Raw genomic sequence first — 14,632 nt, forward strand, 5'->3', positions numbered from 1 at the left:
TCCTTCCTTGCCGTTACGCTTGTCCGTCTCCTTGCCGCGGCGGGAATCGTTTGCGATGCAGTGGAATCGCCGGACGCCGTACCGGAATGGGATGCGCTGCTTGGCAGCGATGCGGCGTCAGGAGACGATCTGCCGGTGCCTGACCCGCGCTACCGGCTGCGCCGCCGCTGGGGAATCCGCTGGTTCACGCGGCTGCCGCAGCCTCCTGCCGAGATCGCCAATGCCGAGCTGCGTTTCCGGATTATGCTGGAGCGGCACCGCGGCGCGGCGGTCGTACTCGATCTGTCGAGCCGCTGGACGGAGCCCGCCGTGCGCGAATGGATGCGCCGCGCCGACCTCGTCCTGTTCGTGGCCGACCCGTACGTTTCCCGCTGGACGGACGCGGCGCTGCGCGATGCGCGTACGCTGGCCGCGGAGCGGAAGGAAGGAAGGCTTCCGACCGCCTGGATCGCGAACAAGGATGCCGACTTTCGCTGTCGGGCCGACTGGCTGCGGATGTTTCCGGACAAGCCGGCTGCGGTCGTTCCCCGTTTCGGCGAGCGCGATATGCTGAATGCGCTGTGGGCGGGAGAATGGGTGACGGATCGGAAGGCCGCCGCGAAAACCGCCGCGAAGTCGCTCGCGCCGATTACGGAGAAAATCCGCGCCCTGGCCGAACAGTCCGCTGACGCAAAACCGCATCAGGTATGGTACAATAGATCGAACGAAAGACGCGACCTGATTTTTGAAGAATGGAGCTATTCGAATCATTATGAGTTTATTGACTGTAGAACAATTATCCCACAGTTTCGGAGACCGTATATTGTTCAAGGAAGTTTCGTTCCGCCTGCTCGCGGGCGAGCATGTCGGGCTGGTCGGAGCGAACGGAGCCGGCAAATCGACATTGATGAATATTTTGACCGGCCATGTGCTGAAGGACAGCGGAAAAGTCGAATGGACCCCGAAAGTTCGCTACGGCTATCTGGACCAGCATACGAAACTGGAGCCGGGCAAGACGATACGCGACGTGCTGCGGGACGCCTTCTCCCATCTGCTGACGCTGGAGCGGGAGCTTGAGGAAGTGACGGCCCGGATGGCCGACGCCGATCCGGATCAGCTGGAGCTGCTGCTCGAGCGGATGGGCGAAATCCAGGAAGAGCTGGAGATCGGCGATTTCTACCTGCTGGATGTGAAAGTGGAGGAGATGGCCAACGGGCTGGGGCTCAGCGCCATCGGGCTCGATCGGGACGTCGCTACGCTCAGCGGCGGACAGCGGACGAAAGTGCTGCTCGCCAAGCTGCTGCTGGAGAAGCCGACGGTCTTATTGCTGGACGAACCGACGAACTATTTGGACGAGGAGCATATTGCATGGCTGACGGGCTACCTGAAATCGTATCCCCATGCCTTTATCCTCATCTCTCACGATACCGGGTTTATGAACGAGGTCGTCAATGTCATTTATCATCTCGAGTTTGCGAAGCTGACCCGTTATTCCGCCAACTACGAGAAGTTTCTGGAGATGGCGGAGATCAATAAAGCCCAGCATATCGAAGCGTATGAAAAGCAGCAGGAATATATCCGGAAGCAGGAAGATTTCATCCAGCGGAACAAAGCCCGGGCATCGACGTCGGGCCGCGCCAAGAGCCGGGAGAAGCAGTTGGAGAGGCTGGAGCGCATTGATCGGCCGGAGGAAGCGCCGAAGCCGACATTTCATTTCCGCGAATCCCGCGCGAGCGGCAAGACGGTGTTTCAGGCCGAGGGCCTGTCGATCGGTTATGACCGGCCGCTCTTGCCGAGCATGAATGTGCTGATCGAGCGGGGCGACAAAATCGCGGTTGTCGGCTGCAACGGCGTCGGCAAGTCGACGCTGCTCAAGACGATACTCGGCGTCATCCCGCCGCTCGGCGGGGAAATCTATCGCGGAGACTATCTGTACCCGGCTTATTACCAGCAGGAAATGAAACCTCCGTCTGCCACGCCTCTCGAGGACGTGTGGAACGAGTTTCCGGGGATGAACCAGCATGAGGTGCGGGCGGCGCTCGCCCGGTGCGGGCTCAAAAACGAGCATATTACACGCAGCTTGAGTCAGCTGAGCGGCGGCGAGCAGGCCAAGGTGCGGCTGTGCAAGCTGATGCTGCGGGAAAGCAACTGGATTCTGTTCGACGAACCGACCAACCACCTCGATATTGTGGCGAAGGCGGAGCTGAAGCGGGCGCTGCAAGCCTATCGGGGGACGGTCGTTCTCGTCTCCCACGAGCCGGAATTTTACGAGGACTGGGTGACGAAAATTTGGGACGTTGAAGCGTGGTCGGCCTCCGGCATGCCGTCCGTTCATTAGAATCGCCTAACTTGTTTTTCTAAAACGCGTAATTTATGATGAAAATGGACATACGATCAATGAAACATTTTTCATGAATCCGGACTCCGATACGATAGGCGCAAGACGTCTTTGCCGCCGTTTCCGGACAGGCAAAGCGTCTTGCCGCGCGATTCAATAACGGCATAAAAAACGACCAAAAGAACCGGTCATGGAAGTAGGTGGACAACAAGATGAAAGAGCGCATACTCGTCATCGAGGACGAAGAGAGCATATCTCGCATATTGCAGCTGGAGCTGGAGCACGACGGCTACACGGTCGGTTGCGCTCTTGACGGCAAAACCGGTCTCGAGATGGCTTCGTCGGGCGAATGGGATCTGGTGCTGCTTGATGTCATGCTGCCGGAGATGAACGGCATCGAGGTGCTTCGCAGGCTGCGTCAGGCGGGCAACCCGATTCCGGTTATTTTGCTGACGGCCCGCGATACCGTGCCGGACAAGGTCAGCGGGTTCGAGCATGGCGCCAACGATTATATAACGAAGCCTTTCGCCGTGGAAGAGCTGCTGGCGCGAGTGCGCAATTTGCTGCGCATTTTCCAGCAAAATCCGCGGGAGTCGGAAGGTTCCGACGTAATCCGAATCGGCGATTTGTCGATCGAGTTGCGCACGCGCAAAGTGTACCGCAAAGAACTCGCGATCGATTTGACGCCCCGCGAATTCGAGCTGCTCGTGTACCTGGCCGAACATAAAAACCAGGAGAAGTCGCGGGAAGAAATTTTGTCCGAAGTGTGGGGCTACGATTTTGTCGGGGAGACCAACCTGGTGGACGTGTATATCCGCTATTTGCGCCAAAAGCTCGACAAGGGCTTCCGGCATAAGCTCATTCATACGATTCGCGGCGTCGGTTATATGATGAAGGAGCCGGATGCATGACGCTCCGCAAGCGGTTTACCCTTTTACGATATTTTGGCTTATTTTCATTTTGCTTTTGTTTAACATTTTCGTCTATTTGTTCGTCATCAACATTACGACGCGCAGCGAAGAGCAGTTATTGTCCAACAAAGTCAATCTGTTGCTGGAAAATGCGCATATGAGGATGGAAAGCCAGCTCGACAATCCGGATCTGCTTCGCGAATATTACAACGTGAACGAGCTGATCCGGATTGTGACGCCGGACGGGCGCGTCGTCAACGTGCAAGGCTCCGATCCCGAGCTGCTCGCGCTGCCGTCGTCGTTTCACCGGACGCATCAATCGGGCATGACCTCGGTCGGCGGCATGCGCGTGCTGTATATGCGCGTGCCTTTGTTTGATAACGGCGAAATTATCGGCATGCTGGAAGTGAACCGGAAGCTCAATTCGCTCGACAGCTATTTGCAAATATTGGTTGCCGCGCTGAGCGTGACGAGTGCCGGAGCGATATTGTTTGCGATTTTCGGCACATATTGGTTCACGTCCCGGCTGACCGCGCCGATCCAGCATATGGTGCAGACGATGCGGGAAATCGACCGGAGCGGCAAGCTGCAGAAGATCGAGCTGAAGAACAAGGACGAGTCGGCCGAACTGCAGCAGCTTGTCCGGGCGTTCAACCAGATGATCGACCGGCTGGACAGGACGTTCGCGCGGCAGAAGCAGTTCGTCGCGGACGCTTCGCACGAACTGAAGACGCCGCTGACCGTCATCAGCAGCTATGCCGGCATGCTGAAACGATGGGGCCGAGACGATGCGAAGGTGCGGGATGAGGCGATCGAGGCGATTCACAAGGAATCGCAGCGGCTGCAAAATTTGACCAAGTCGATGCTGACGCTGGCCGAGGCGGAGCAGGAGGATTGGCTCAATCTGGAGACGTTCGATGTCGTGCAGCTGGCCGACGAAACGGCAAGCATGCTCCATACGACGTTTCAAAGGGAAATTCGCGTCAATGCCGTCTCGGGTCAGGTCCGCTTGAACGGGGACAAGGACAAAATACGGCAGTTGCTCGTCATCCTGCTTGACAATGCGATCAAGTACAGCAAGGACCCGATCGACGTAACCGTTTCGCAGGTGAAGCAAACGGTCCGCATTCATGTCACCGATAAGGGGATCGGCATTCCGGAGAACGAAATTCCGCATCTGTTCGAACGTTTTTATCGCGTGGACGGCGCGCGCAGCCGGGCGACCGGCGGCGTCGGACTCGGGTTGTCGATCGCGAAGCGGATTGTCGACATGCATGGCGGCCAAATCGACGTCTTCAGCAAACCCGGAAAAGGCACGACGATTACGCTGCAGTTTCCGCAACATAGATAAGCCGGAAAGCTTGGCGCTTTCCGGCTGGACGGGCGGATTTTACGCCGCCCTTTCGTTTGTCGCGATTCCATTTTTCGTTTTCCGTTCGGACGTCAATTCAGCACCCGGCGCGCCGTCACGTACTTGCTTTTCCAGTAGGTGGAGTTAATGCTGGTGATTGTGATCCCTTTGCTGGAAGAACTGTGCAGCATTTGATTGTTCCCCGCATATATGCCGACATGGCTGATCCGGCTTCCCGACGTCCGGAAAAAGACGAGGTCGCCCATGCTCAAATAGCCTTTATCCACCTTGACTCCTTTGGAAGCTTGCGCGACCGCGGTGCGAGGCAGCGAAACCTCATACTTTTTAAAGACGAACTGGGTAAAAGAAGAGCAATCGAATGCATATGTAACGCCGCTTGGCGCGCCGAAACGGTAAGGTACGCCCAAATATTTTTTACCGTAGTTTATAAGCTCTATCGATTTGGGGGTTGCCGCGTCTGCTTTTGAATTCGAAGTCGCCGCAACCGCCGTAAATCCGATGGCGGCGCAAAGGCTTGCGCTCACAATCCGCCTAATCCACTTTTTGCGCATGACGTGTTGTTTTTCCCTCCATCACGATGTAGTATATTTGTGATCTAACTATAACACATCGCCGATCGACCATAAGTTTCCATGAAGAAGCGCAATGTCGATCGCCGTTGAGGTTGAATACCTTTATGAGAATGACGTGAAAATTTTCTCATTATTGGTTTGCAATATGGAAGGGTGGGTATAAAATGAAATTTCGTGTCGCCGCAGTTCAATACAAGCTGGAAGATATCGCTTCGTTCGGACAGTTCGCCGATCAGGCGGAGCATTACGTTCGCAACGCATCCGAATACGGCGTAAACGTCGTGCTGTTTCCCGAATTTATGACGACGCAGCTCTTGTCCATCGGTGACGGGACAGGGAAAGCGCTGCCGATCGAGCGGCTGCCCGAATTTACGGACGAATACGTCCGATTGTTCGGCCGCCTGGCCGCTGCATATGACATGCATATCGTCGGCGGGACGCATGTTATCGATGCCGGCGGCGGCAAGCGAAGAAATGCGGCGCATCTGTTCCATCCGGACGGCCGGGTCGACGTCCAGCCCAAGCTCCATTTGACGCCGACCGAGGTGGCGGAATGGAATATGTCGCCGGGGGAAGGGCTGGAAGTGTTCGAAACGCCTTACGGCACAGTCGCCATGCTGACCTGCTACGATATCGAGTTTCCGGAAATCGTCCGCATGGCCCGCGCCAAAGGGGCGGATGTCATCTTTTGCCCGTCCTGCACGGACGACCGTCACGGTTTCTTCCGCGTTCGGTACTGCTGCCATGCCCGCGCGGTGGAAAACCAGGTTTATATCGTCACGACAGGGACGGTCGGTTCTCTTCGTACCGTCGATTTCATGCGCGCCAATTACGGGCAGGCGGCGGTCATTGCGCCGAATGACATTCCGTTCCGCCGGCGGGGATTATCGCGGAAGGCGAAATTAACGACGATATGCTCGTCGTGGCCGATCTCGATTTGAAGCTGCTTGAAGAGGTGCGCGCGGCCGGCTCCGTGACGACGTGGCGGGATCGCCGGACCGATCTGTATCCGGATTGGTCGTAAGCGGGCCATCGCGGAGCCGATGATACGGGAGGATCGCAAATGCGAAAAGAAATGTACGTGTATCGGGACGGCGTTCCGGAGCGAATCGTCATCCGGTCATATGGGGAACGGGATTTTTCCGCGCTGATTGACATTCAGAGGGTCAGCTTCCCGCCGCCGTTTCCCGAAGAATTGTGGTGGAACGAGGAGCAGTTGTCCGAGCATGTCGAACGCTTCCCGGAGGGAGCGCTTTGCGCCGAGGCCGAGGACGGGCGTCTGATCGGCTCGATGACAGGTCTAATCGTGCGGCTGGACGACTATGGGCATGCTCATGACTGGCAGACGATAACGGACGGCGGGTATATCCGCAATCACCGCCCGGACGGCGATACGTTATATGTCGTCGATATTTGCGTCATTCCCGAATACCGGAAGGCGGGAATCGGGAAGTGGCTGATGCAGTCGATGTACGAGACGGTCGTTCATCTCGGATTGAAGCGGCTGCTGGGCGGCGGGCGGATGCCGGGCTACCATAAATATGCGGATGTGGCGACACCCGCGGAATATGTGGACAATGTCGTAAAAGGCGTATGGAAAGACCCGGTCATCTCTTTTTTGCTGCGCTGCGGACGGATTCCGGTCGGCATAGCCGAACATTATTTAGATGACGAGGAATCGCTGCATCACGCCGTATTGATGGAATGGAAAAATCCGTTTCAATCATAAACAAAGGAGTGAGTCTGTTTGGAATACCGTCGCATAACGTCACTGCAAGATCCGCTGTTCGCACAGCTCCACCGGCTTCTTCAGGAAGTGTTCCCGCCCGAAGAAGTGCTTGCCTACGATTTGTGGAAGGAGCCGCTGGAAGATCCGGGCATCCACGTATACGTAGCCGTACATAACGGGGAAGTCGTCGGCGCTACCGAATACCGCTATTACCCGGATTTGAAGGTGGCGATGACCGATTTTACCGTTATCGGCAAGCCTTCGATGGGGATCGGCCGGTTTCTGCTATGCCGCCGGGAGAGCGATCTGCGGCGGCTCGCAGAACAGTCGGGCACGACATCGATCGGAATGTTCGCGGAAGTGTACGATCCTTATCAATTTCATTATGAATTCGGCGGCCTGACCCCGATGAACCCGTACGTCCGCCGGGAAGTGCTGTCCCATATCGGCTACAAAAAGCTGCAAATTCCGTATGTTCATCCTTCCTGGGATCACGAGGGAAGCGCGGTGACCGGACTTGATCTTTGTTTCCTGCCCGCCGACGACGAGCTCGATTCGCTTCCGGCTTCGCTCATCGTCAATTTCCTTGAACGCTATTATTCGGCTTTGCCGAACAAGCCGGATGAATGGTACAAGATGATCGAAGATCTGCGGAAGCAGGACAAGATCGAGCTGCTGCCGCTGTAACGGCCCGCTCATTCCCATGCCCGTCCGAAATGCCGGTCCGAACCGGTCCGGTTGCCGGTTCGAAATGCAAGGGACTGGCCGGAAGAAGGCGGGGTTTTAGCTTATGCTTTTGAAGTAACTTTGCTGAGCAAAGTTGAGCCTATGCTTACGAAGTAACTTTGCTGCGCAAAGTTTTGGGAGAACTGAAGATGACGACCATAACGTTTCGGGGAACCGGCGATTCGATGGGTGTGCCCCGGGTTTACTGCGATTGCGCGGTTTGCGAGGAAGCGCGTGCGACCGGGCGCAACCGGCGGCTTCGCTCGCTCGTCCAGATCGACGATCCGTCGCTCGGCACGGTTCTCATCGACTGCGGACCCGATTGGAGGCGCCAGATGGAGGCGGCCGGACTGCGGCGGGTCGACGTAATATTGCTGACGCATGCCCATTTCGATCATATCGGCGGTCTTGCGGAATGGGCCGATGCCTGCCGCTGGACGAAGGAACGCGGTCTGGCTTACGCCCCCGCCGAAGTGATCGAGGAGGTGCTGGCGCGGTTTCCGTGGCTCGGCCGGCATATTGACTTTCGGCCGCTCAGCCGAGAGGAGACGCTCGGCCGGTGGACCGTTGCGGCATGGAAGGTCAATCACGGCAAGAACGGTTACTCGTACGCGTATCGTTTCGATCGCCCGAACGGCGGTCCCGCTTGGGTCTATTGCCCGGATGCGATCGGTTTGACGGAAGAAATGCTCCGGCCAATGCGCGGTTTGGACCTGTTGGTGCTCGGGACGAGCTTCTATCATGAACCGTACCCGTACGAAACCCGATCCGTCTATGATGTGACGGAGGCGCTTGAGCTCGCAGCTGAGCTCCGTCCCCGCCGGATGGTGCTCACCCATCAGTCGCATGACATTGACTTAAGACGGGACTACGGGCTGCCGGCGCATGTGGCATTTGCCGAAACCGGCATGACCGTTACGCTATGAAGAGCGGGCGGGACAAGCTGCGGAGCCGGGCATATTCGGACCGGACCTCGATTGTTTCCGCGCAGGCAAGTCCCGCTCGGGCCGTCCCGCCCGCGGTTGACATCGGGGCTGGATGGAAGTAAAATATTTACAGGGATGTCGATTCCCGTTTTGTCAGATGCAGTCGGATATGAATGGTAAAGGGGAAATTTTGATGACCGTCGGTGTTCTTAACTCGTAATCGGATATTCGCGAAAGTACGTTCGAATCGGGAAGCTGATGCTTCGATAGGCTGGAAGCGTCAGTGTGTTTCGTTATTCCCGTTTTCGTTCTGCGTCATTTCGCGGCCAGAGTTAAGAACATGGAGTTTTCCGCCCGAACGGTCGTCGTTTACGGAAGCGGTACAATCGCCGTGCTCTTGCAGCACGGCTTTTTTAGGCTTACGGCATATGGAACGTTGCGCGGCTTGCCAGCCGCCTTCTGTCCGTACGGCCTCGCCGCTTCCGGAACAAGTACGCTCGCAGGAGGGGACGCGCCGCGTTCCGCTCCTGTTTTTTTGTTCCATACGGGCACGGACATCCCGCGGGAGGCGATTCCGTTCATTCTTGGCTCCGGTTCGCGAAAAACAGATAAAACAGGTGAAAGGTGGAGCAAAAGAATGAATGCGTCAACGTTGGAACGACTGGAGTATAACCGTATCCGCGCCATGCTGGCCGATTATACCGTCAGTCCGGAAGGGAGGCAACTCGCGGAACGGCACGAGCCGGAAACGAACCCGAAGCGCGTTCGCGCCTGGCTGAACGAGACGAGCGAAGCCGCGGCGCTGCTGGCGACGGGGGCAAGCGTGCCGCTGTCGGCCATGGAAGGGGTCGGACCGCTGCTGAGTCTGCTCGGCAAAAGCAAAATTTATAACGAGCAGGAGCTCGGTTATTTATCGGCATGGCTTCAAGCCATTGCGCAAATGAAGCGTTACATGAACGGCAAGCGCATAAAACAAGGGTTACTATCTCGGGAAATAATGTCACAGTGGATGTTTCCAGTAATTTATAGTAGTTTATATAATAGGCTTAATTTAGAAAAATGTGAGGGAGGTGACTTAAAGTTGAAAAAAAATAATTTATGGTTGTCATCACTAGCTCTGATCATATGTTTATCGTTTTCGTCATTTTCTTCTGTGCATGCAGAAGCCAAGTCGACAGTGAAAATTCGATATGAATCCAGATTCGTTTCTGAATTTCCGGAAATTACACAAGAAATGGCTATCGAAAAGGGACGAATCTTCTTACCGCTCAGAGATCTTGCTTCGATTTTACAGTTGATGGTGCAATGGAACCAAAAACAGAAAACAGCAACCTTCATTCAGCCTGGCAAGGAATTGGTACTTTCCACACAAACGAACAAAATTATGTCAAATGGCCAAACCTATTTACTGGATGTCCCTCTTAAAATATACAAGCAACGTATCTATGTACCAGTTCGCTTCGTTGCAGAGTGGTTTGACGGTGAGGCAAAGTGGGATGCACAAACAAGGACAGTCCTTATTAAGGACAATTCCCCTTTCATATCGACATCGCTTGATCATGAAATGTATTGGTTCGACCATTTGAAGGGTACGCTTTACCGCAGTACTGGAGGACAGTCGTCGATTAAGCTGGGTAGCTATAAGCTTCCTGCCGGAAGTGGATCGGGGCCGACATTCAGTTCGATTAAAGCAGAAAAACTAAGCGCTTCGAACCGCTGGTTGTCTATGAATCTGGCAGTGCATGGTATCGGCGTAAACTATGTACGGCACGGGCTGTTTCTGAAGGATGGACAGGTGCTGAATCATTCCGAACTGGAGTACAGCGGGGAATATCCACTCAAACATATGGACCGATACGATGAGAAGGCAGTTTTGTCCGATGGCATTCAGGTTCAAATCATGAATGCCGAAGGAGAGATCATTAAAATATATGATCTTCAGGCGTTGACCGGTATCGAAGATCGGATGATGATTGAAAAAGTAACGGATAAATATATGCTGGTGAGGCCATTCAATACCCCGTATCTTGTCCTGATTGACTTGGTTAAGAAAGAAAGCGTAAAACTGTACCAGCGATTTTATTCGGAAGAAGATCAGGCCGCTAGCGAAAATGTTGGATACAATAGCACGGAGTTCCACCAGTTCTTCGACTTAAAGCTGGTAAAAGAAGTAGGCGACACGCTATATTTCACGCGCACATCTATAGAGAGCGGTGAAACACTGACTTATACGTACACCATTGGCAAGTAACAAAATAGTTACGAGGAACACCTCTGGTTATCTCTTATAGATAACTGAAGCGACCGTGAGGAGCGTGTCCAGGCCCGTTGAATCTTCCGTTCATCAACGTAGTTCTAGTATCTACCATTTTCGCGGCAATGAAGGAATGTATACTCAATCCGGAAAAAGACGTCTGAAGGCGTCTTTTTCTCGTTACCAGTACAAGTTTTGTCAAGCAAACGGGGATATGAATCGATGCCGAAGGCATAGCTCCCCCTCGATTTCAGATGGCCCCCCGATGGAAAAAAGGCAGCATGAGCGGCAGCATATCGCCCCCGATTCTCGTAAGGCGCTCAGCGGCGTCCTGGCTGATTATCAATCCATTTTGAAACCATGCTATACATTCAAACAATTTCGTTTGTCGGCAACAGGCATTTTGCGTCTCTACCGGGTTTAAACAAATTGACAAGCAAGCAGTCTCAATTATGTATTGTCACCATTGAGACTACTTTTTGTGTCGTTGGACACGAGACGACGAGCAAATACAAAAAGGCGCTTCATGAGCCGGTCGTCAGCAAACGGAATAGGCATTACGTTATTCACGTCAGACGGGAGCACCGGAAGCGGGTGCCCGGTACGGAATGGGACGAAGCGGATGCGGCCTTCCGCCGAATCCGGCGGCAAAGAGAATCACGACAAAGAGACGCGCAAGCTGATGAGCCGCAAATATACGGGCGACTTGACGATCGTAACCCCGCCCGATCACGACCGCGGGTAGCGGTTTTATCCGTCGCGGCTTTCGATCACGAGCAGCAGCCCTTCGCGGAAAACGATGACGCCTGACGGTTCGGCCCATTGATTGCTGATGCCGAGCGATTGTCCCATGCGAAGCTCGGCATCGCGAAGCGGATAGCGAAAGCCGGACAACGTAATGCCTTTGACGGTCATCGTGAGCGGCAGCAGCGAGATTTGGGAGAACCGTCCTTTCGTCAACGTGAGCGGCCTTCCCGGCTGCGCCAGCCTTACCGCGTTGAATTCGTCCTCGATGACCGCGTCGACACCGCGTTCGAGCGCCGCGACCAGCAAGTGGATGTTGGCGATCGAATGGTCGAAGCGCGTGCCGAGACCGCCGGCAATGACAATTTCGTCAGGCTGGCGGGCGAGCGCTTCGCGGAACGCGAGCTCGGTATCGGTATAATCTTTGTCGACCGGATCGCAGTCGCGGAACGTTCGGCTGGCGGAGCGGATCAGCTCGAGCTCGTCCGGCGTAACGGAATCAAAATCGCCGATCGCGATGTCCGGCGTTACGCCGTGCCGTACAAGGAACAGCGCTCCGCGGTCCGCGCCGATCAGAAGATCGTGCGGACGGATGAGCGAAAGCGCCCAATCGCCCAGCCTGCCGCCGGAAAAATGATGATGCGCGCACCGTTCATAAACAACAACCTGCCTTTATAAACAAATTGCAACCTCTGTCAGTATACTGCCGACAACAGACATTTCCAAGTCCCGGCTTTCATCTTGCGCCGGCGGGTTTGCAAGGCTACAATGGGAAGGACGGATTTCGTTCGGAAACGGCTCGGACATCATTTACGCATAAGCGGGGGCAGACGAAATTGGCGGTTGATATGGATATTTTTACGGCATTCAGTATTATCGGGACGATCGCCTTTGCTGTGAGCGGAGCGGTCGTTGCGATGGAGGAGGAATACGACATCCTCGGCGTATTCGTTCTCGGTCTGGTGACGGCGTTCGGCGGCGGCGTCGTGCGCAATTTGCTGATCGGCATACCGGTGACGACGCTGTGGAGTCAGGGCACGCTGCTGAAAATCGCCGTCGCGGCCATGACGATCGCCTTTCTTCTGCCGGCGAACTGGATTCAACGATGGCGGAAAAGCGAAGCGTTCTTCGATGCGATCGGTTTGGCCGCATTTGCCATTCAGGGCGCACTGTACGCGACATCCATGAACCATCCGCTCAGCGCCGTCATGGTTGCGGCGATGCTGACGGGCATCGGCGGCGGCATGATTCGCGACGTTCTGGCCGGCCGCAAGCCGCTCGTGCTGCGGGACGAAATTTATGCCGTATGGGCGCTGCTGGCGGGCGTTGCCGTCGGACTCGGATGGGCCGAATCGCCGGTGGAGCTGCTCGTTCTGTTCGCGCTCGTCATTGTGTTTCGGATGCTGTCCGTCTATTACAGGTGGAAGCTGCCGCGGCGTTCGCTGCGGCAGCCGAACCGGCTGCCCAAAGACGCTGCGGCCGCCGCCTGCGATCAAACGGACCGCGAGAAAGGAAGGTTGTACTGAAATAATGAAGAAAAAGGTATTGTTCGTCTGTCTCGGCAACATTTGCCGTTCGCCGATGGCGGAAGCGGTATTCCGCCATCGGGTCAAGGAAGCGGGCTTGGACCATGCCATCGAAGCGGATTCCGCCGGGACAGGCGACTGGCATATCGGGCATCCGCCGCACGAAGGGACGCGGGCGATTCTCGATCGGCATGCGATCAGCTATGAAGGAATGCGCGCGCGGCTCGTAGCGGAAGACGATTTTGAAACATTCGATTATATTGTCTGCATGGACGACTCGAATTTGCGGAACGTCCGGAAGCTGCAGCCGAAAGCGGGACAACTTCGGGCGAAATTATACAAGTTTATGGATTTTGTGCCGGAATCCGCCGTCACCGACGTTCCGGATCCGTACTTTACCGGCAATTTCGATGAGGTTTACGAACTGGTCAGCGTCGGCTGCGACAAGCTGCTCGAACGCATTAAGGCCGATCTGGCGGTTGCCGGACGTTGAGCGGTCGCACGGGAGCGTCCCGCACGCGTCTGCCGTCATGCCGAAACAATAAAGCCCCATCGCCGGCGCCGTCCGTTGCGGCAACCCGGCGATGGGGCTTTCCCGTACAGGGCATCCGTCAGCCGGCCATGAAATACCGAAGCGCGTCCGGGATTTCCTGCTGCCAGAAGCCCCATTGATGCTTGCCGTCCTTTTCTTCATAGAAGACGTCGGCGCCGCGTTCCTTCAATAACCGGCTGGTCGTCCGGTTCAGCTCGACGAAATCGTACACGCCTGTATCGGTCTGGAACGATGTTTCCTGCAGCCCGACAATCATGTACAATTGCAGGGCGGACAAGTCCGCGTATTGCGCAACGATTCGCTGCGATTCAGGATAATAGGCGCCGGAAAGCGACATGATGCGCCGAAACAGCTCCGGATACGAGATCGCCGTGTGCAGCGACGCGGTGGCGCCCAGCGAATCGCCGGCCAGCAGCCGATATTCCGGTGAGCGCCGGACCGGATAGCGGCTCTCGACGTACGGCACCATCTCTTCGGCAAAAATGTGACATAGTCGGCATGGCGCGCCCCGTCCGGCGCGTATTCCGCCGTCCGGTGCCGCTTGTCGACATCGACGCCCGCGATAATGAACGGTTCGATATCCTCGTCGAGAATGAGCCGGTTCGCGGTCGTGGCGATTCGTCCGAAATTAAAAAATCTTCGCCGTCCTGGCAATACACGATCGGGTAGCTCAGCGTTTCATTGTAGCCCGGCGGCAAATAGATCCGCACGGAGCGGCTGCCCTCCGGCAGACGACGGCTTTCGACAATTTCTTTTACGATCGTACGTTTCGTATACCTTACATCGGTCATGGCGAATTCTCCTTTACCGGTTGCATGGTTTGGCGGATGTATGGGTAACAATAGAGAGGAAAGCTGGAAGAATAAAGGCTCTTTCTCAAAATTGTACTACTCTGTATTAGTGTTAAAAACTATCTGTTACATATACAATTTCTTAAGAAAAACATGTAAAACAGAGAAAAACAGCGGATTTTCGTTTTTTGTTTTGTACCTATTTTGTTGA

12 protein-coding genes and 2 pseudogenes are annotated in these 14,632 nt (G+C 55.3%); 11 read left to right on the plus strand and 3 right to left on the minus strand.

Features of this window, described 5'->3' with window-relative positions:
• Window positions 1–751: 751 nt before the first annotated feature.
• The 3 genes from PACILC2_RS08080 (at window position 752) to PACILC2_RS08090 (ending at window position 4,579) form a co-directional block, all read left to right on the plus strand.
• Window positions 752–2,317 carry an ABC-F family ATP-binding cassette domain-containing protein gene (locus tag PACILC2_RS08080; RefSeq protein ID WP_213528486.1) on the plus strand — a complete coding sequence of 522 codons (1,566 nt, stop codon included), beginning with the start codon at window positions 752–754 and terminating at the stop codon, window positions 2,315–2,317.
• Between the two features lie 212 nt (window positions 2,318–2,529).
• A complete protein-coding gene (locus PACILC2_RS08085; protein ID WP_062492928.1) occupies window positions 2,530–3,228 on the plus strand; it encodes a response regulator transcription factor in 699 nt (232 codons plus the stop codon).
• A complete protein-coding gene (locus PACILC2_RS08090; protein WP_244863353.1) occupies window positions 3,221–4,579 on the plus strand; it encodes a HAMP domain-containing sensor histidine kinase in 1,359 nt (452 codons plus the stop codon). Before PACILC2_RS08085 ends, PACILC2_RS08090 begins: the two co-directional genes overlap by 8 nt.
• Window positions 4,580–4,671: 92 nt before the next feature.
• Here PACILC2_RS08090 and PACILC2_RS08095 read toward each other — a convergent pair whose 3' ends face one another.
• Complete coding sequence (locus PACILC2_RS08095; protein WP_213528487.1) at window positions 4,672–5,151, minus strand: C40 family peptidase; 480 nt, start codon at window positions 5,149–5,151, stop codon at window positions 4,672–4,674.
• A 185-nt stretch (window positions 5,152–5,336) separates the two neighbouring features.
• On the opposite strand from PACILC2_RS08095, the pseudogene PACILC2_RS08100 reads away from it, so the two are divergent.
• The 6 genes and pseudogenes from PACILC2_RS08100 (at window position 5,337) to PACILC2_RS27945 (ending at window position 11,552) form a co-directional block, all read left to right on the plus strand.
• Window positions 5,337–6,196: pseudogene (locus tag PACILC2_RS08100) on the plus strand (carbon-nitrogen hydrolase family protein).
• Window positions 6,197–6,235: 39 nt separating this feature from the next.
• Window positions 6,236–6,901 (plus strand): GNAT family N-acetyltransferase, encoded by a 666-nt coding sequence (locus PACILC2_RS08105; RefSeq protein ID WP_062492932.1) that lies wholly within the window; start codon window positions 6,236–6,238, stop codon window positions 6,899–6,901.
• 18 nt (window positions 6,902–6,919) lie between these two features.
• On the plus strand, window positions 6,920–7,588 hold the full coding sequence (locus PACILC2_RS08110; protein WP_213528488.1) for a GNAT family N-acetyltransferase: 669 nt from the start codon (window positions 6,920–6,922) through the stop codon (window positions 7,586–7,588).
• Between the two features lie 188 nt (window positions 7,589–7,776).
• Complete coding sequence (locus PACILC2_RS08115) at window positions 7,777–8,553, plus strand: MBL fold metallo-hydrolase (protein ID WP_062492934.1); 777 nt, start codon at window positions 7,777–7,779, stop codon at window positions 8,551–8,553.
• A 340-nt stretch (window positions 8,554–8,893) separates the two neighbouring features.
• Window positions 8,894–10,804, plus strand: coding sequence for a copper amine oxidase N-terminal domain-containing protein (locus PACILC2_RS08120; protein WP_213528489.1), 1,911 nt, complete (start codon window positions 8,894–8,896; stop codon window positions 10,802–10,804).
• A 625-nt stretch (window positions 10,805–11,429) separates the two neighbouring features.
• On the plus strand, window positions 11,430–11,552 hold the full coding sequence (locus tag PACILC2_RS27945) for a hypothetical protein (RefSeq protein ID WP_280515292.1): 123 nt from the start codon (window positions 11,430–11,432) through the stop codon (window positions 11,550–11,552).
• 5 nt (window positions 11,553–11,557) lie between these two features.
• Here PACILC2_RS27945 and PACILC2_RS08125 read toward each other — a convergent pair whose 3' ends face one another.
• On the minus strand, window positions 11,558–12,169 hold the full coding sequence (locus tag PACILC2_RS08125; protein ID WP_213528493.1) for a thiamine diphosphokinase: 612 nt from the start codon (window positions 12,167–12,169) through the stop codon (window positions 11,558–11,560).
• A 230-nt stretch (window positions 12,170–12,399) separates the two neighbouring features.
• Between PACILC2_RS08125 and PACILC2_RS08130 the strand changes: the two genes are divergently transcribed.
• Window positions 12,400–13,077 (plus strand): trimeric intracellular cation channel family protein, encoded by a 678-nt coding sequence (locus tag PACILC2_RS08130; RefSeq protein ID WP_213528494.1) that lies wholly within the window; start codon window positions 12,400–12,402, stop codon window positions 13,075–13,077.
• A 4-nt stretch (window positions 13,078–13,081) separates the two neighbouring features.
• Window positions 13,082–13,570, plus strand: a complete 489-nt coding sequence (locus PACILC2_RS08135) for a low molecular weight protein-tyrosine-phosphatase (RefSeq protein ID WP_213528490.1) — start codon at window positions 13,082–13,084, stop codon at window positions 13,568–13,570.
• Window positions 13,571–13,688: 118 nt separating this feature from the next.
• On the opposite strand, the pseudogene PACILC2_RS08140 reads toward PACILC2_RS08135, so the two are convergent.
• Window positions 13,689–14,421: pseudogene (locus PACILC2_RS08140) on the minus strand (alpha/beta hydrolase).
• Window positions 14,422–14,632: the final 211 nt, after the last annotated feature.

Source organism: Paenibacillus cisolokensis, from assembly GCF_018403665.1.
GTDB classification, from domain to species: Bacteria; Bacillota; Bacilli; order Paenibacillales; family Paenibacillaceae; genus Paenibacillus_AH; species Paenibacillus_AH cisolokensis.